Source organism: Phycisphaerae bacterium (genome assembly GCA_028714855.1).
Lineage (GTDB): Bacteria > Planctomycetota > Phycisphaerae > Sedimentisphaerales > Anaerobacaceae > CAIYOL01.
This window is the reverse complement of sequence record JAQTLP010000014.1, coordinates 1-19,042: the sequence shown is the minus strand read 5'-3', so window position 1 is coordinate 19,042 and position 19,042 is coordinate 1. Positions and strand designations below refer to the sequence as shown.

At 46.5% G+C, this 19,042-nt stretch carries 13 protein-coding genes; 3 read left to right on the top strand and 10 right to left on the bottom strand.

Annotation, left to right across the window (positions count from 1 at the left end):
- The first annotated feature begins 28 nt into the window (after positions 1-28).
- Positions 29-1,750: an ATP-binding protein gene (locus PHG53_10015; protein ID MDD5381953.1), complete on the top strand. Its 1,722-nt coding sequence runs from the start codon at positions 29-31 to the stop codon at positions 1,748-1,750.
- A gap of 548 nt (positions 1,751-2,298) precedes the next feature.
- Here PHG53_10015 and pnuC read toward each other — a convergent pair.
- The 7 genes from pnuC to PHG53_09980 all read right to left on the bottom strand — a co-directional run bounded on the left by pnuC (position 2,299) and on the right by PHG53_09980 (position 13,040).
- Positions 2,299-2,946, bottom strand: a complete 648-nt coding sequence (pnuC, locus tag PHG53_10010) for a nicotinamide riboside transporter PnuC (GenBank protein MDD5381952.1) — start codon at positions 2,944-2,946, stop codon at positions 2,299-2,301.
- A complete protein-coding gene (locus tag PHG53_10005; protein ID MDD5381951.1) occupies positions 2,947-4,158 on the bottom strand; it encodes a 6-phosphofructokinase in 1,212 nt (403 codons plus the stop codon).
- A 122-nt stretch (positions 4,159-4,280) separates the two neighbouring features.
- Positions 4,281-7,931, bottom strand: a complete 3,651-nt coding sequence (addA, locus tag PHG53_10000; GenBank protein MDD5381950.1) for a helicase-exonuclease AddAB subunit AddA — start codon at positions 7,929-7,931, stop codon at positions 4,281-4,283.
- Positions 7,924-11,334 carry an exodeoxyribonuclease V subunit gamma gene (locus PHG53_09995; protein MDD5381949.1) on the bottom strand — a complete coding sequence of 1,137 codons (3,411 nt, stop codon included), beginning with the start codon at positions 11,332-11,334 and terminating at the stop codon, positions 7,924-7,926. The genes addA and PHG53_09995 overlap by 8 nt, the downstream gene beginning before the upstream one ends.
- A gap of 137 nt (positions 11,335-11,471) precedes the next feature.
- Positions 11,472-12,341 (bottom strand): reverse transcriptase family protein, encoded by an 870-nt coding sequence (locus PHG53_09990; GenBank protein ID MDD5381948.1) that lies wholly within the window; start codon positions 12,339-12,341, stop codon positions 11,472-11,474.
- Between the two features lie 79 nt (positions 12,342-12,420).
- Positions 12,421-12,735, bottom strand: a complete 315-nt coding sequence (locus PHG53_09985) for a helix-turn-helix transcriptional regulator (GenBank protein MDD5381947.1) — start codon at positions 12,733-12,735, stop codon at positions 12,421-12,423.
- Positions 12,736-12,818: 83 nt separating this feature from the next.
- Complete coding sequence (locus tag PHG53_09980; protein ID MDD5381946.1) at positions 12,819-13,040, bottom strand: hypothetical protein; 222 nt, start codon at positions 13,038-13,040, stop codon at positions 12,819-12,821.
- Between the two features lie 509 nt (positions 13,041-13,549).
- Here PHG53_09980 and PHG53_09975 point away from each other — a divergent pair.
- Positions 13,550-15,769 carry a fused MFS/spermidine synthase gene (locus PHG53_09975; GenBank protein MDD5381945.1) on the top strand — a complete coding sequence of 740 codons (2,220 nt, stop codon included), beginning with the start codon at positions 13,550-13,552 and terminating at the stop codon, positions 15,767-15,769.
- Between the two features lie 64 nt (positions 15,770-15,833).
- Positions 15,834-16,454, top strand: a complete 621-nt coding sequence (locus PHG53_09970) for a flavodoxin family protein (protein MDD5381944.1) — start codon at positions 15,834-15,836, stop codon at positions 16,452-16,454.
- A 5-nt stretch (positions 16,455-16,459) separates the two neighbouring features.
- Here PHG53_09970 and arfB read toward each other — a convergent pair whose 3' ends face one another.
- The 3 genes from arfB to PHG53_09955 all read right to left on the bottom strand — a co-directional run bounded on the left by arfB (position 16,460) and on the right by PHG53_09955 (position 18,499).
- Positions 16,460-16,882 (bottom strand): alternative ribosome rescue aminoacyl-tRNA hydrolase ArfB, encoded by a 423-nt coding sequence (arfB, locus tag PHG53_09965; GenBank protein ID MDD5381943.1) that lies wholly within the window; start codon positions 16,880-16,882, stop codon positions 16,460-16,462.
- Positions 16,883-16,896: 14 nt separating this feature from the next.
- Positions 16,897-17,358 carry a hypothetical protein gene (locus PHG53_09960; protein ID MDD5381942.1) on the bottom strand — a complete coding sequence of 154 codons (462 nt, stop codon included), beginning with the start codon at positions 17,356-17,358 and terminating at the stop codon, positions 16,897-16,899.
- A 421-nt stretch (positions 17,359-17,779) separates the two neighbouring features.
- Positions 17,780-18,499, bottom strand: a complete 720-nt coding sequence (locus PHG53_09955) for a hypothetical protein (GenBank protein MDD5381941.1) — start codon at positions 18,497-18,499, stop codon at positions 17,780-17,782.
- Positions 18,500-19,042 lie beyond the last annotated feature (543 nt).

The following is a 19,042-nucleotide window of genomic DNA, read 5'->3' as shown; positions in this document are numbered from 1 at the left end:
AAAAGAGTTATGAAATGAGATTTTTGAGATGAAGCTCGTTGCTTTCACTGTTGAAAAATATAGGAGTATAACTAAAGCCCATAAGATCAAGGTGGGGAACAAGGCTATCTTAGTGGGTCCAAACAATGAAGGAAAATCTAACATTCTTCGAGCATTAGTTGTTGCGATGGATGTATTAACAATGGGGAGGCGTTTACCCCTAGGAGCAAGATTATCTTGGCGTCACCGCCATTATGATTGGAATAGGGATTTCCCGATACAGCTTCAGAAAGAACAACCTAATGGTGAGTCTTTAATTATATTGGAATTTGATTTGTCGGATGATGAAAGAAACGAGTTCTGGAAAAAAATTAAAAGTTATGTAACCGGAACACTTCCCGTACGGATATCTTTCAATTCGAAAGGCGAGATGAAGATTAGAGTTCTAAAACAGGGAAAGGGCGGAAAGGCATTGACTGCCAAGCATGAAGAAGTATGCACGTTCATTTCAGAACATATTGATTTTACTCATATTCCTGCCATACGAACAGCCGAGTCGGCACAGAAAGTCGTGGAGAATATGGTAGAACGTGAGCTGGCTAAAGTTGAGGATAATCCCGATTACATAAAAGCACTTGAGAGGGTGGCAAAGATTCAAGAGCCGGTACTAGATCTTCTCTCAAAAACTATAAAGGACACCCTCGTAAAGTTTTTGCCCGCTGTTTCCAATGTTCGCGTTGGAATATCTTCGGAAGAACGATATAGAGCAATGCGAAGATCTTGCGAGATAGAGGTTGATGATGGTACACCCACCCTTCTGGAATACAAAGGAGATGGAGTTCAAAGTCTTGCTGCGCTCGCAATAATGCGACACGCATCTGAGCGGGGGGCAAGTGGTAAAAACCTTGTCGTCGCCATCGAAGAACCAGAGTCACATCTTCATCCGTCAGCAATTCACGAACTCCGCGCCGTGTTAAATGAACTAAGCGAGAAACACCAAGTAGTCGTCACAACACACTGTCCATTGTTTGTAGACAAGATGAATATCTCCAGCAATATTATAGTTAACAATCAGAGAGCGCAGCCAGCAACAAAAGTTGAAGACATTCGAAATATTCTTGGTGTTCGTGCATCCGACAACCTCCGCCATGCAGAATTAGTTTTGCTTGTCGAAGGCCATGAAGATAAGGTTGCCATGAAGGCTCTTCTTTCCCACGCATCAGCTAAAATTAAATCAGCGTTTGACAACCAGACTCTTGCGATTGAAACATTGGACGGGGGAACAAACCTATCATACAAAGCCAGCTTGATAACTGATGCTCTGTGTCTCATCCATTGTTTTTTGGATCACGATAGTTGTGGTAAAGAATCCTTCGATAAAGCAAGAATAGAAGGAATTATGACTGATGCAGATGTAAATTTTTCAACTTGTGAAGGAATGACAGAGGCCGAGATTGAAGATCTTTACGATTCCAATATATACAAAAAGATCGTAGAGAACGTATATGGAATTACACTGGACACACCAAAATTCCATTCAGCAAAGAAATGGTCAGATAGAATGCGTGATGTATTTGTTCAACAGGGCAAGGATTGGAACGATCGTGTAAAGCAAGAATTGAAAAGTAAAGTGGCTGAGATGATAGAGCATAACCCAACAGCTTCTCTTAATGAGGCCAAGAGGAGTTCATTTGATGCCCTTGTCCGGGCCATTGAAGTAAAATTAAGCCAGTACAGTAACAGAGGTCATAGGAAAAAATCTGTAAGCTAACCGTCTTTCGTTTTTCAATCAAAACCGTTTGTAATTGCATACACAAAACAGCAATTTTTTCCTTTACTTTTGCCAGAAATATGGTAAAATACCCCCTGTTCATCAGTAGATGAACGTCATTCGCCCAGCAGGGCAAGGTTTCAGGTCCAGCAGGTCCAATTCAAATAATGATTTAGTTATTATTAACTAACTAAAAACTAAGAACTAAAAACTTAAAACTAAACGGAGTTTGTTTATGATTTCGACTTTTATGTGCGCAGCATGGCTTACGCTACTTGCTGTCTTCTGAATTCTGTCTTCTGTATTCTGTTTTCTTTTTTTCGTCTGCCTTCAGCAGCTGCGCTGATTTTCTGCGCAGAAGGAAAAAATCAATCAAAATGAATAAATTATGCAAAACAAAGCCAATTTAGGACAAAGTCAAATTTGGTATAACCCCAATGAAAACAACCAGTTATAGCGAAAAATTCAAATTGGACACTTGGTTAAAACAAACCCAAACAAAGCCAATTCTTGTCCCGAGCGTAGTCGAGGGATCTATTCAAAAACAACTATCTGCCTTTTACCCGTCTCAGTTCCCTTCCCCACGTAATCAAACCGTTGACTGCCAGTGCCAGGAAGAATACATAAAGGAGCATAACGAATTTTACGTCCCTCGCGTAATACAAGCCGATGCAAATAGTATTGACGCAAATCCACAGCAGCCAGCTTTCGATTTTCCGCTGGGCCGAAAGTGCCGCCGCGACAAACCCCATCACCGTGGCAGTCGCGTCGATATACGGGTAAAAGGCGGGCTGCGGAAAAAACGCCGGCAGATATATATGAATCCTGCTCACAACAAATCCCAAAATCGTCCCCCCTGCCGCTATTATCAGGATGGCTGTCAGCCGGGCCTTGCCTGTGGCGTAAGTTACCGTCAATTCTTTCTTTTCGGCCCTGGCTTTTTTCCAGCTATACCAGCCGTAGAAACAGTTGCCTATGTAATAGAACTGCTCGAAAAAATCGGAGTAGAGACGGATTTGATAGAAAAGCACCGCAAAGAGCGAGAAGACGACCAGCCCCAAAGGCCACGCCCAGATGATTCGCCGGGTAATAAGCAGAACATAAACAGCAATCAAAAGAGTGGCCGAGAGCTCGATGTAGCTCATCGGATAACCGAGAAAGGTAAAAAACACATTATGGACGTTAAAAACGCTCAATCAAACTCTCGGATTGCCGCCAAGATATATGCTTTTCGGCACCCCGCCTGTCAGCGGCATCGCATATTCGACAAAAGCCTTCGTTACGCCGTTGCCTTCGGCGTTGATAAACTCGTCCGGCATCTTCTTTGTCTTTTCCGCGACGTTTTCCAGCTCCGTGCGGAAATACTCGACCGCGTATTTCTTCCCGCTGCCAACCCTTTCCATTGCGACCGAGCCGCTGTCTTCTTTCATCGCAAATTTCACTGCCATTCTGCCGCACTGCCTTGCCTCTTTGACATCTACCGACGACTGCAGCCCCGCGAAGCTTCTCTGCAGATAGCCGAACGTATCCGCCCGCACGCGTTTTATCCCTATTCTGCCTTTCACTTTGCCCGCCAAAAAGTCCGCCAGAGCGCCCGAGCCGGAGAGCTGCAGGTTTCCGTGCGAATCGGTTTCTTTCTCCTTGGCCAATTTCTCCGCCCACAGCACGCCGTCGGCATCACAAACGCCTTCGCTTACCGCGACGACGCATCGGCCGAGTTTTTTATACACGCCTTCGATATCATTGAGGAATTTGTCCATTGAAACAACTCTTTCGGGGAAATAAAGCAGGTGCGGCCCGTCATCGTCTCTTTGCTTGCCCAAAACAGTAGCCGCGGTCAAAAAGCCGGCGTTTCTTCCCATAATCACATCTATCTTTATCGCCGGCAGCGAGCGATTATCCATATCGTCTCCTACCAGGGCGCACGCTTCGAATTTCGCCGCCGTTCCGAAACCCGGACAGTGGTCGGTCACCAGCAAATCGTTATCTATGGTTTTGGGTATGTGGAACGCCCGCAGCTCGTAGCCGCTTTTGGCCGCCATCGTATTGATAATGTGCGCGGTATTCGCCGAGTCGTTGCCGCCGATGTAGAAAAAGTATCTGACATCGCGCTTCTCGAAAACCTCGAGTATTTTAGCGCAGTATTCTTCATCGGGCTTATTTCTGCTGGAGCCAAGCGCAGACGACGGCGAAGCGACGACGTCTTTGAGCATAGCCGGCGACAGTTTCTTCAGATTTATAAATTCATCTTTAACCATCCCCTCTACCGCGTGGATTGCACCGTAGAGGTTCTTGATTTCAGGGTGTTTCCTTGCCTCTTCAATTACGCCGACCAAAGATGCGTTGATTACCCCCGTCGGCCCGCCCGACTGGCCCACTACTGCATTTGCCTTTGCTGCCTTTGCCATTGCTATATCTTCTCCTTAAAAACCCTTATATTGCTGCTTTTTGATTGTAAACAAAGGGTTTATTATACAAATGTAACACCAATAGACAAGCGTAAAGAGGAAACCGCGAAATATGCCGCCGGCTAAACCTCAACCTCACACCCCGGCCTTAGGAAATACAGCCATTTTGCGATTGTTTTGGTTTTCAAAATTGTCTCCGCCGCCCTGCCGTAAAGCTCCAGTTGCCGCCGATAAAGTTCCGCCCGTTGCGGCGCATTTTTGGCGGTTACATCGTCGGTCTTGAAATCTATCACCAGCAAACCTTCCGGCGTTTTGATGAGTAAATCTATAATTCCCTGAACGACGATGATTTCATCGCTCGTATTATTCAATTCGGAAGCGGATAAAGCAAAAGTAAACGGCCATTCTTTATAAACAATATTCTTAGAATCAAGGGCAGCCCTGCCTAACTCACCCTCAAAAAATTTGATTATCGAATCCGTGTTAATATGCTCCGCAACCGGCTCCGTTATCGCCCCATCAGCTAAAAGTTTCTCCTTTGTCTTCTCGATTATTTCTCCCGTTACGGGTCTGCTCAAATCAAGCTGTGAAATTATAAGATGCGAAGCAGTACCAATATCGCGACTGGTAAGTTTAGGTGATTCGAGCAGCGAGCGGCTGGAAACAGGCAGCGGTTTCAAGTATTCGTCTTCCCGATGTGTCAGTTGCGTCACCGATTGTTTGGCGGGCAGCAGATGAGTATCGCCGAAGCTGTATCGCCACGCCAAAGATTTCTTCACCTGCGACAGCAGCTTAGATTTTGACTGCGATTTTACGATTGTTTCAGGCAGGCATCTCTTCTTGTCTTTTAATTTGCTAATATACCCGCCAAGCCCTTCGAGCTCTTTCCGGCCATAAAGTTTTACGCTGAACAAATCATCATCGCTGCCGGCCTCTAATTCCGTTTCAAATGCCTCGTGCAAATTCTTCTGGTCTGAAAGCCCGTAGAGAACCCACTCCAGCGGACTGCGGCAGCGTCGAAGCTGCCAATCGCTAATCGGTTCATCGCCCGAAAAGAAACCGTCGCTGATAATGTCCCGGCAGTGTTTTTTCTTTTCCGACGCGCTTAAAATAAGCCTTTCTCTCGCACGCGTCATCGCGACATAAAGAATGCGCATCTCCTCTGCCAGGCCGGCAGCCAATTTTTTCTCGGCGATAACCTGATGCGCAAGTGAGCTTAATTTTGTGTTCGACTTGCGGTCGATAATCTGCAGCCCCAGCGTATCATTAACATCCGCCAGAAAATCTTCCTGAATGTCCCTCTTATTGAATTGACTATCCAGTTCAGCCAGAAAAACAACCGGAAACTCCAGTCCCTTGCTCTTATGAACGCTTATAATCCGCACCGCATTTTCAGCGGAGCTGTCCGGCTCAGCAGGCACCCAGTCCTGCCCTATCTCCTGAAGCTCCTCGACAAATTCAACGAAACGCCCCAACGACGGCCTGCCGGCGCTGCTGACGAAGCCCTCGAACTGAATCGCCCGCTCGTGCAGTTTAAGCAGGTTGGCCCTGCGCGCCTCCCCGCTCGGCAAAGCGCAGATATACGACAAAAAGCCTGTCTGCCGATAGATCTGCCAAATCAAATCCGCCAAGCTGCCGTTACGCGCAATGCCGCGCCACTGCTCAATCTGTTCAAAAGCTTTTTTAAGTTTTTCAGCGAGTTTCGCATCCGTCCCCGAGGTAGAATATTCAAGCACGCGCTCGTAGAAATTTTTATATCGCTCATTTGTTTTACTATAGACTTTTATTTTTGCAAGTTCCGTGTCACTGACCTTGAAAAACGGGCTCCGCAATACCGCAGCCAATTCAATATCGCGCTGCGGATTGTCCAAAACTTTCAGCAGGCACAAAACATCGCTGATTTCAGTCGCCTCGAAATAGCCCGCTGTCCCCTGACAGTTCACAGGCACGCCGGCCAATCTGAAAATTTCAACATAATCGTTCGCTCTTTTCGCCAGTGAACGCATCAGTACCACGATGTCACGATATTCGACCCCTCTTTTTTGGTGTTTATGCTTATCGTAAATCTCGAATTCCGGCCGCCCAGTTTCCGCCCCAACCATTTGCTTTATACGCCGGGCAATCATGGCCGCCTGACGCTGACGGCAAGTATAGGTGTCCCCGCTTTCTTTTGTGCTATCCGCAGTCTCCTTATTCTGCAATTCCTCATCTTCGCCTTCCTCATCAAGCAAACAAAACTCTACAACGCCTTTTTCGTCTTCGCTTTTAGACGCCGGCTTCAGCTCAGCCGATTCATCGTAATCGATTCTCGCGAAAGAGGCCGTCATTATCCGTCCGAACACCTTGTTGACAAAATCGAGAATGCCTTTGGCCGAACGGAAATTGGCGTTCAGGTCAACCCGCAACCCGGCTGATGCTGCAGGCTTGAGCCGCTGGAGAAAAATCTCCGGCTCAGCTCCCCGCCATGCATAGATACTTTGCTTAATGTCCCCGACAACAAAGATATTTCCTCCGCTGCTGAGCATATCGAGTATCGCCTGCTGAACAGCGTTTATGTCCTGATATTCGTCAACAAATATATACTTATACCTTTGCCGCAGCGACAATGCCGTAGCCGACGGCGATAATTTCTCGTCCCCTGAATTTTCATCAACTAAAAGCTTCAGCGCGTAACGTTCGAGGTCTGCGAAATCCAGGCAGTTAACCGCCCTCTTCGCGTGGCTGTAAAACTCTCCGAATTTCTTAACAAGCTCAACAAGCACTCTCGTCTGCAGGCTCACAGCTCCGCCGACCCTGTCGAGGTAATCGGGATTCAATATGGCAAGTGCCGAAAGTCCCGCAAAGACATCCAAAGCCCTTTTGACATTTTTCCGTATAAGCTCTGCAAGCGTCTCCGGCACATCTTTCGGCTTGTGCGTCGTGGGTTTGACAAAATTTCTTATCCCCGCAGCACATTTATCCCAGTCGCCCTCATTTAAAAATTCCATGCATTGCACAACTGGTTTAATATGACTTACTTTCAGCTTCTCCGCCCAGTCCCCGCCTGTGTGCTCGTTCTCGTAAAGCTTTTTGGCCTGTCGAAACTGTTCGGCAATGCTCTTCAATTTCTCCGCAACAATTTGTTTCTGTTCCCCACCCAGTCCCGATGTAAACGGGCTGACAACCCCGCCAAGCTGTATCGCCCGCTCGAACCAATCCTCCCGCGAGACTACGCCCTCCAAAAAATTGCTCAAACTTATTATCTTCGAAAGAAAACCGTCATTTGTCCGAAGGTCCCGCCGCCGGAAAAGCTGTTCCAGCCCCTGCACCAAATTATTCTGCCGCCACGCCCACTCAACCGTCTTTTCGAGTGTCTCCGCCTTCAGCAACCTCGCCTCGTCTCCATCGATTATCCCGAAAGTCGGGTCAAGGCCGAGCTTGTAAAAGAATTCGGTGATAAGCCTTTTGCAAAACGAATGTATCGTGCTGATATCGGCGCTCTGCAGCAGCATAAGCTGGAGCCGAAGGTGACGGTCGCCGCTTTCCAGAAATGCGTCTTTTAACTGCTCGCCGATTCGCGACCGCATCTGCTCAGCCGCCATCTCGGTAAAAGTCAGCACTAATATGTTCCGCACATCGGGACATATACTCTCGTCGGATACTATATCGACACACCGCCCCGACAGCACCGCCGTTTTCCCAGTGCCGGCCGATGCGCTCACCAGAACGTCTCTGCCGCGAGCTGAAATCGCGCGCTTCTGCTGCTGCGTCCATTTTATTTTTTTCTCAACCATTCTTGCCCTTCATCTTCTCGAGCGCACCAGCTTTGTCTAAGGATTCCAAAAAGTTGTACTCATTTACCTGCCAATCGAACCGGCAGACCGCTTTGTACTTGCAGAAACTGCACGGCGATTTCTGGTTCAAACGATATGGCTTGACCTCGATTCTGCCGGAGAGAATTTCTTCAGACAATTGTATTATCTTTTTCTCGGTAAATTTAAGTGCTTTTTCAAAATCGTCCGGCCTTAATGCCCCTTGTCTTTCGTAATTGCCGTATGGCTGCCCGTCTTTGGTAACGTAAAAATTATAAAACCTGCTGTTTTTGGAAGCTTCTTTATCGAGCTGCCGGAAAACTTCGCCGTTAAATATCCCCTTCGCCTTATAATTGAAACCTTCCGTCTCCTCTGACAAATCCTCGATAGCACATTTCACAGGGCTTACCTCAACCGGCATATAGAATGCGCCTAACGCATTGTGGATGCTAAACTTAGGATTGTCAGCGTTTTTAACCGCCAGCATATAAATCGGCAGCTGCATATCTAAACCGTGATAGAACTCCGACCAGTTAAATGATTTACCGCTGCGTTTATAATCAAAAACAATCGCAGTTCTATCGTCCGAAACATCGAGCCGGTCAATTTTCCCGTTCAAAGCTGTCACCCTGCCGCCCGGCAGTTTAATCTTATATTTGCCGATGTTAATAACGCTGTCCTTCGCTTCGCCGAACGAAACCTCCGACCACCTCGGCCTGAAACTGCCCGCCCGAACCATTTCAGCTATTGCCAGGACACAATCTTCAAGGACCTCAGCGGCACAATGAATAATGAAACCGTTATGTGCTGACCGATGTAAAAAGTTTGATATAAATGCATTCTCACTTGCGAATTTTGCTATCTGTTCTCTTAGAAGTCTAAGAAGCTCATCGTCCGCGACTACTGCAAAATCTTTTTTCGCCGAGTTAAGCCGTTTTAATAAAGCATCCAGAACACGATGATAGAAATTGCCCAAATCCAGCGGCTCAAGCTTGAATTCCTCTCTCTCCTCCAGTTCCAGTATGTATCTTGCGAAATACTGATACGGGCACGCCGAGAAAGTGCTCAGTCGCGTCGCTGAGTTTTTCAGCTCTCCAGCGAAAATCTCTTTGACTATCCCTGTGTCTAATTGTGCACGATTGTCGTAACTTATCGCCGACATAACCTCCGACCCCAGTTCAGCAAGCTCCTTATCCGCGGCAATATCACCTAACAGCCCGCCAAGCTGCTCTTTTTCCTTTGCTTCGGTCGAAAAAGCATCTTTACCAAATTGGCTGCATAGTAAATCAGCAAGCTCGCTCTTGCTATGGACACGCTCAACATCGTTTTTGTATCCTGCGGCCGATTCTTCTTTAAGATTTTCAAACAACCCCGCCAGATTATCTATGAATTGCGAGCGGGTTTCAGCACCGCCCCCTTCATCGGTTGCAGGATACGTAATATACAGCATTTCTCTCGGCCTTGTAAATGCGATATAGGCCAGATACTGCCGTTCTGCCAGCTTTTGGCCGGCCGTCGCCGCCAGCGCAAAATCCACTGACTCGGCAGCAATCCGGTCCTCATCCGTCAATATCCTCTCGAAACTCACCGGGACAGGAAATTCTCTTTGAGTGGTGCCTATAAGAAAAACCGCTTTCAAGTCCGGATGCCGGCTCCGCTCGATAGAGCCGACAAGCACCTGGTCCAAAGTCGGCGGAATAAATGCCAGCGTCATCTGAGAAAATGCAGAATCGAGAATCGCAAAATAATCTTCAGCCGTTTCTTCCTGACCGGCAAAAACCTCACCAAATTCATCGAATATATCCAAAAACTTGTCGTAAAACTGTCGATGCTCGTCTGTCTCTTCAGCCCAGCCGCCGATTGTCTCAAGAACACCGAGTTCGTCAACAAAATCAAAAATCGCCTTCGTAAACTCCTCTGCACTCATCGTCTTTTTCGGATTGTCGAGAGGGCAAAGTTTATCCCGCAGTTCGAGCAAAAATCTGCAAACTTTCTTTCGAATTCCGTTCACACGCCCTTCGTCAAAGTGTTTGTCATCCTGACCTGCAAAGTGCCACTCCTGTGCGCTTATCCAGTCGCTCCCTGTCACTCCGAACGCAAGACAGTAATTCTCCAGCAAATCAACCTCGCCCCGCTCTATTGGCGCAAGGTCCGTCTTAAGAAAGCTGAAAATATCGCTGTTAGAAAAACCATTCAGCACCGCCTGCATCGCCGAACAAATAAGTGCGATTGCAGAATGTTGATTCAAACTCTTTCGCTTATCGATAAAAAATGGCAACCCGTAATCGTCAAAACATGCCCTTATATAATGTTCGTAACGGTCAATGTCCGAAGCGATGACAGCGATGTCACGGTATCGATATTCTTTTTCCTTGAGCAGCCGCAATATCTCTCTCGCGACAAATTGTACTTCGGCACGTACGTTGGGCGCCGATACAATCCGAACACTGTCTCCCGCCGGCATTTTTGAAGGATTGAGCTTAAAAACATTACGCTCGATATGTGCAAGCTCCCGGCTGCGGGAAAACCTGACTCCATCCTTCAAAATTATCGGCTTGGCCAGCCGCAGCTTGCTCTTTTTTACCATCTCGACAAGCTCAGCGTATGTTCGTTCAGTCGGACTAAACATACTCGTCGCTTCGAGATTCGCAATATTGGGATTTACCAAATCAATCTCTAACGGGTCTATGCACAACGCGATTTGAGCATCTGCCGCCGCCTTCAGCAGCTCCGTTAAAATCGCAAGCTCAGACGTCGTGAACCCTGCAAACCCATCAACCCATAACTTTGCGCCCTTAGTCAAAGCCGAGGTGGCGACCGCTCGACAGCTGCGGGTCAGCTGAACATCCGGATTGATAAACTTGCCCTCGATAAACTTCAGATATTCCCGCAAAACCAGGCCTATATCGGCAAACTTCAGTGCAGCCAGACTATTGCGCTCGTCTTTTTTCAGTTGGTTCAATAAATGGTCAATATCTTCCGGCGTTTTTGCGTATTCGTGCAGCTCGGTGATGGTCTCCGCCATTTGCCGACCCAGACCGGGAAATTCTGCCGATGAACCGAACAATTTTAATTTGCTTTTATTGTCCCGCAGAATCCTCTGGATTATCATTTGTTGCCCGATGCGTGTTACTGCCGGCTTTGCCGTATTTTTACCAGATAGCAAAAATTGCAGTCTCGCAAACGAAAGCACGCACAATCTGTGATACCCCCCCACTCTTTTGTCGTTTAAAATCGCACGCTCCGCCTGATATGTCGCCTGTTCCGGAACCAGCAGAATCAGCGGCTGACTATCAGCGCCTGCTGCCAGCTCATCCGCTATCGCCTTTATGCAATAGCTCGTCTTGCCCGTCCCGCTTCTGCCGAGAATAAATTGAACTGCCATCTAAATCATCCCGGATTTTAAAGCTTATAACAAAATTACCGTCGCTCTCTGTCATTCCCGCAAAATTTATCCCTAAGGGAGTGGGAATCCAGATGTTTTTATAAAACTCATTTTAGGTTTTGTTATAGATTCTTTGATTACTGTCTTCTTGCTGCCCACTCAAGATGTTGCCATTTTACTTTGTGATAAAGTTTCAGCAACCCCTCTCCCAATTTAGGATCCAACCAGTTGATGTAAGTTATTTTACCCCGGTAATGCTCACATGTCTGAAACTCTCCTGTGGGGGTTTCTCTTTTACTTTGATAAATAGCTGCTTTCAGTTCAATTTCTAATGCTTTAACATAATCCAATGGTGCCGAAATTTGCCCATCAGTAACTCGTACACCAGTGATAACTCTTTCTTGTCCAATCTCAAATGGCTTGTAATATATAAGCTTGTCTTTCTTTGTCCTAAAACCCGACTGTTTTAACAGTTTCATAACTGTTTTGGACATTCGCTCCAGGGGGAAATTTCCAGATAAGGTGATATCATCAATATAGCGTGTGTATTTCAATTCAGCCTTATTTGCAATACCGTTAATTCTCATGTCGATAGGCCTTACTATTTGGTCAGCAAGCATCGGACTCGTAGATGTCCCTAAAGGAAGCGAATGTTTACGGGTCGTCAGGGCAGTTAGTATATGTGTAACATCCGGGCTGCATTTTTGTTGTTTTGTGAAAAATTCGTAAATTTTTTTTCGATGGATGCTTGGATAAAAGTCTTTTATGTCAAGTTTTACGATGTACTTAGACTTAGCATGTACCTTTGCATTATCTTTAATGGTTCTGCCTGTCGCCAACCCAAAGGAACCTTCAAATGGACGAATTCTTAAAAGTAAATCGTCAAGAATTCTACGTTGTATAGTTTTTAACAGCCCGATTGCTTCAACCAATAAGCGATTTTTACCCTTTACGTCTAAGTTAAATTCACGATAGTATCTATCAGAATTCTCTTTTAGTCTTAACAACGTATCAGTCGAAATTCCAAGAATTGAGGCTAGATGTTTAACAGATCTGATACGAAGTGTTTTGTCTAACTTTACATCCTTATTCAGTTGCTGATTGCAACTGGTGAGAGATGCGCAATTGTTGCAGTTCATGTACAAGGCTCCTGATACGTTCGTACTTTTCAGTAACTTCGGGCTTTTCCCCCTCAGATGGCATCGCATCTTCCCAGAACAAGAAACCTGCTGGAACGCCAAAATTTTTCGATATTTTTTTCAACAGCGCAATGCTCGGTTCAGCTTTATTGTTTTCCAAAAGAGATAGATAGTTTTGGCTAATACCAAGACGCTCTGCCATTTCTCCTTGCCGAAGTCCTGAAGCTATCCGAACGAATTTTATGCCCTTACCTATATTCACTGCTTACCTCCTTCATCTTTTCCTATATTCACGGGTTGTTTCCCGATTAAAGTCGGAGCTTTGGAAGTTCTTTGGTCCCAACCTTATTCTGAAAGATAACGATCTGCGTCATGACCGGCGCGCTTTAAAAGAATGGCATACGCCATATCCTCAGCTTCCCGGTACTTTCTTTTCCACAACAGATCGTTCATTTTAAGGCGGTACCTTTCCAAAACATCCAATTCTGCAGTCCCTTGGTCTTGGGTTACCAACCAATCTACCTCATGGCAAATATCCCTGACCAACTGAATTTGCCGTTTATCCATATAGATATCTCCTTTCGTAAATTAAGGACTCAGATTTTGGGGTCGTACGTTACGACCGCTCCGTTCCATTACAACACAACGGAATATATGGACACCACAGAACACACAGCTCAAGCGTGTTGTGGGCCGTTAATACGTATAGGCAGTAATTCACTGCCTTTCAGGCCCTTGCCTCAGCAAAGGGCAAGGGCAACGGCCTTGAAATTCAAAGCCGTGACGTCAGGAGATATCTAACGCCAAATTAGACATGCATTATATGTTGGTCTAACTATGCGCCAAGGATAATTTTGAAAAAAACAAAAAATTTTTTGACTTTCAGTTATAAAAGTTTGCCCCCAAGTGTTAATATGGCCGGAAAGACATAAGAACCCTAAAATCACTCGTTTTCCCCATTTTTACCGCAACCAATCGTTATTTGCAATTAACTGTAGAGTTAAAAACCGCTTGTTAGTGGTAAAATGCTTTATTATACTTTCAATCAATATAGAATAAGTTATGGAAGGACAATAATGAGCAAAAACAAAGGTTTTCTCTCAATTCTCATCCCGGCCGCCACCGTCTTCTTCTCGAGCGCCTGTATAATGGTGCTGGAGCTTGTCGCCGGCCGGCTCATAGCCAGGTATCTCGGCTCATCCCTATATACGTGGACCTCGGTAATCGGCGTAGTCCTGGCAGGCATTACCGTAGGCAATTATCTGGGAGGCCGTATCGCAGACCGTTTCCCCGCAAGAAAGGCATTGGCTGTGCTTCTGGGCATCTCCTCCGTTGCCTGCGTGGTAACCATCATCTTGAACAATCTCATCGGCGACTGGCTATGGCTGTGGAAGTTAAGCTGGCCGGCACATGCATTTACGCATGTATTCCTGGTCTTTATGCTCCCGTCAACATTGCTTGGAACGATAAGTCCGGTAGTTGCGAAAATGGCCCTCGACAGGGGACTGCCTACCGGAAGGACCATCGGAGACATATACGCCTTCGGCGCCGCGGGCAGTATCGCGGGGACATTCCTTGCCGGCTTCTACCTTATTGCCGTGATGGGGACTATTGCTATCATCTGGACGGTCGCCGCTGCCTTGCTGCTGATGGCTATCCTGTATCAGCCGAGACTCTGGACGCTATATATCTGGGCGGCAATATTCATTGCTTTGATGACTATGGGAATGGCGCCTGTCGGATGGGCGGAGAACGTCGGCTCATCTCTCGCATTGAGAGAAAAACTGGACCCCAAACTTCTTTATGAAGACGAAAGCCAATACTCCTATATCGCCGTAACTCGCATTCCGGAAACGGCAGATAAACGTGCATTTATGCTGGACAAACTAATGCACAGCCGAATCGTAATGGACGACATACTCGATTTACAATCCTCCTATGGGCGTATTTATGCTGCGGTAACACATCTGTTGACTCGTGACAAAAATGAAATTTCAGCTTTGGTAATCGGAGGAGGAGGGTACGTCTTTCCTCGATATATCGAGAAAGTCTGGCCGGGAAGTCGCATTGATGTCGCTGAAATCGACCCAAGAGTAACCAAAGCAGCCGTCATGGCTTTCGGCCTGGACAAAAATACTTCTATCAGCACATTTCCAATGGATGCTCGCAATTATGTTGACGAGTTACTCCATAAAAAACGAGCCGGCGACCAAATATCTCGATACGATTTCATTTACGAAGATGCCATCAATGACTATTCGGTCCCCTATCAGCTCACAACCAAAGAGTTTAACGACAAAATCGCTCAAATACTGACTGACGACGGCATATATATATTAAACCTGATAGATACCTATGACAGCGGACGGTTCCTGGGAAGCATTGTCAAAACTCTGCGGCAAACATTTCCTGATGTTTATGTTATTGCTGAATATTTGTCGCGTCCGGGTCCGCGCAATACTGTGGTTATTGCTGCCAGGCAAAAAATCAATCTCGAAAACCTGGGCTTGGAGAAATCAACAACAGGTATGAATTTATGGATACCGAATGATGTTGAAATAAAAGCTCTCGTAGAAAAAGGACACGGTATTGTAATAACAGATGATTATGCGCCGGTGGAAAATATGCTGACGCCGGTAGTTCGTCAGGGTGCCGTCAACTATCTGTCAAACAAATACATCGAGCAGGCAATGAAACTTGAAAGCCGGGGCAAACCGGATGAAAGCCTGGCAATGTATAAAAATGTTATTCAGGTCGACCCGACAATGGCTGCCATTGCCTACAATAATATGGGGCAGATTCTGGCCTCACAGGGTAAATGGCAGCAGGCCATCGACGCTGCCAAAAGTGCCATCGAATACAATGAAAAAACCAAAGTAAAGTCGGGCATGGCGAATATTTACTACAATGTAGGGTTGGCATCAAAACAATTAGGCAGAAACGAAGAGGCCTCCGAATATCTAAATAAAGCAATTGAGGGCTATCGCGAAGATTTGACTGAAAAACCCTCCTCAATTGAGATAGTCAAAGATTTGGCCAATGCGCTGATGGAAGTCGGCCGATTCGGCGAAGCATCGGAATATCTTCAGCAGACCATAAATTTAAATCCTCTCGAACTACAGAACCATTTAATGCTTGCGGATGCTCTTGCGCAGCAGCAGCAATATGATGAAGCAGTTGCGGTCCTTCAAAAAGCAATCACTTCCTTTTCAGATGCCAATGATGAAAATGCTGTTGCTGAATTACAAACTTATCTTCTGTCCATCGAGGATAGTCAAAAAACAAATACAAAATAAATCACTCCTTTAACATTCCTCCCTGTTGCTTTTCGCGCCAAATACTGATAGCTTAACTGCCGATATGGCTTTGAAAGTAATCGGAATCTCGGCAAGTCCTCGGCTTAATGGCAATAGCGACCTGCTTCTCCGCCAGGCTTTAGCCGGCGCAGAATCCGCCGGCGCACAAACCGAATATCTCCGCTTGGCGGATTACAAAATCGCCCCCTGCGTCGAGTGCAACTGTTGTTACAAAACAGGTACCTGTGTCGTTAAAGACGATTATCACGTCGTCTCCGCAAAAATGCTCGACGCAGACCGCATCATTTTCGCAATGCCCATATTCTTTATGGCCGTCTGCGCTCAGGCAAAAGCCCTCATCGACCGCTGCCAGTGCCTTTGGGCTCACAAATATGTCTTGAAAAAGCCCCTCATCACCACCGGCCGTGACAGACGTGCTATGGTCATCGCCGTAGGCGGCTCGAAAAGCAAAAAAATGTTCGACTGCATCCGCCTCACTATGAAATACTTCTTCGACGTCCTCGATGTAAATTACGCCGCAAACTTGTTTGTAAATAAGGTGGAAGACCCAGGCCAAATCAAAGAACATCCTTCCGCAATGAAAGAAGCGTTCGCCCTCGGCCAAAAATTAGTCGCCTCCGACTCTCCCCCTTCTGAAAAGCCTCTCAATATCGAATTGATTTGACCCCTCTACTGCTCAAAATTCCTCTCTGCCCTCTGTCTCTTCAAAAAACCGCGTCGTTTCTTTTTTTCTAATCGCTCTCTCCTGGCTCTCTCAGGCACCCTCGTCTTCTTCCGTACCTTCTTCTTTTTTAGTGCCCCCTTCAACAGCTCCACTAACCGCTCAACCGCCGCCTCCCTGTTTGCCTTTTGTGTCCGATACTGTTGCGAAACAACCCTTATCACACCGCTTTTATCTGCCCTGTTTGCAAGCCTTCTGAGTATCTGTCCTTTCTGCTCATCGGAAAAACTCCGCGAATTTGCAGCGTCGAAAAACACCATGACCCGCGTATTGACTTTATTGACGTTCTGCCCTCCCGGCCCGCCTCCGCGAGAAAACTTGAAAACAAATTCGTCCTCCGAAATAAAAATCCCTCTGCCGATCTTAATCATATTTCCTTCAGTTTTTACTCGGCCGTTTCCCCGCCTTTTGATGGCGGCGCAATCTTCCTGCAGATAATCCGTCTCTCTCCGAGAAGACAGTCATCCGCGAACAATTGAAAACGATATTCGCCTTCGTGAGGCAGCATCACCCCCTGCAGATTCAGTGCTAAACTGACGACCTGCTTAACGTCCTTAAACTCCCCCTCCCCCTTCTGCTCGAATATAACTTTATCTTCCTGCCCCCCTGGCCCCTGTTCATCAACCAGTCTAATCGTTGTTTTCGTCCTCCCGTGCCCGTTTGTCAATTCACAGAAAAACACAAGCGAAGGATACCGTATCGGATACTTTGGCGCATTGATATTCTGGATAATATTTATAATGCTCGGCATGCCGGTGAATTTATCGAAAATCACCCTCTCGCAGATAATCACTGACAGCAAAATTGGTGGTACTTCCATCATCTTTAATTCTCTCGTATCTGTCATTCCTGCGAAAGCAGGAATCCAAGTTTCATTGCGTTTATCTTCAGCTAAATATTCCTCTTTAGCAAGTCCTTTATCTGGGAAAAATAGGAAAATTGACATGGCAAAAAAACAAGGGAGAGCTTTGTAAACTCTCCCTTAGTTTATGTGGCTCTTTTCTTCATTCTTTCAGCTCTCTCTTCTTATGCCCTCATTTCGCTCTGCCTTGTTCGTGTTATCGAAAGTGGGCAATACAAAGTTCAGCCAATTTACAGCCCTAAGGCTTACAAAGAGCCACTTGTTTTTTGTCCGCCACAAGCGGATTGACCTTCACTTTACCTAAATCGACCATCCTCTTTTTCTTTCTTGAATTTTTCTGAATATCCCATTTTCCGCCCCAAAAACACCGCTTTTGTCCACCCAACTGCAACGAAGAACTGTTTTTCTAAGAACAATCCTCGTCCATCAGATTATTGCATTTCAGCCAGTCATTCGCCAGCACCGCGAGGTCAAGCATATCCACATAGCAGTCGCCGTTAATATCGCCGGCCAATTTCTCAGGGCATACCGACCCGGATTCGACGACCGCCCGTATCACTAGGTCGCCGGGAACTCCTAACAGGCATAAGTTGAACCAGCCGCCCGGAATTGCATATAAAACATTACGGCCGGCCTGACAGCCGTCTGTGTCCCTCACCACGCTTGCCTTGCCGGAGCCAACATCAGTGTCATTGGCAAATTCAAGCGTTACATAAAAGCTCTGGCCGCTGACAACCGGAATACTTAAAGCGACCGTCTCGTCAGGGTCGAGGTATCTGAATTCGTTCCATCCGTCCGCAACCAGAAGTGGAGTGTCTATTGTCGCAAGCTCTGCTCCCGGCGTCGGAAAAGCGCCTTCGGCATAAATGTATATGGCGCTTCCCTTTTGCGGCGAATCGCCGGGGACATCGCCCTTCCACAGAATCTGGACTCCTACGATGATACCGTCAATAGGCGAGGTAAGGCGTACCCCCGCCTGCTCGCCGGCGTAAAAATCCCCGACAACGACAGCCAGGTTGGTATCTGCTATGGAATCATTCTTGATGATAGTTTCATCAGCGGCCACAGGTAAAACTGCGAACAAAACTGACACCGCTAACAATATAAGAACCGATTGCTTAATCATCTTACTATCACCTTCAAAAAATGTTGAAATCCCATATCGAACGAGCAGATAGACTTAAAAACTCTCTTCTATACTCGTCACGCCCCCTGCCCTCCTTTAAGATTAAAAGCCTTTAAAAACCCCATTGTAAGCCTTTTCCCCGCCAAAAATCAAGCAAATTCCCCTTCAATGCCCCCCGTCTGGGCGTTTATATATAGCCCCCACCCGGCGTGGTGGGAGTTACTCTTCTCATTCCGAAAGCCCGCTATTGAGAATCCCAAAAAAATTTATAAATTTCTCGAAAAAACCGTATCACTTTGCCTTCTCAGAAACGCCTTCTAATTGAACACTGTGTTTACGCCTCTCCAGTTACACTCACCCCTCCTCCTATATGGCTGGAGAGGCCATTTTTTGCAGGTTGTATATACCCCCCGCGTTTCCAACTTTTTGCATCTAAGCGGTTTTGGCGACATGGTCAAGTCTCCATAAATGGTAAAGAATCATTTTTCCTCGGACCCAAAGTCTGACCCTAAATAGTGTTCTGACCCAATGGGGCAACGGCTT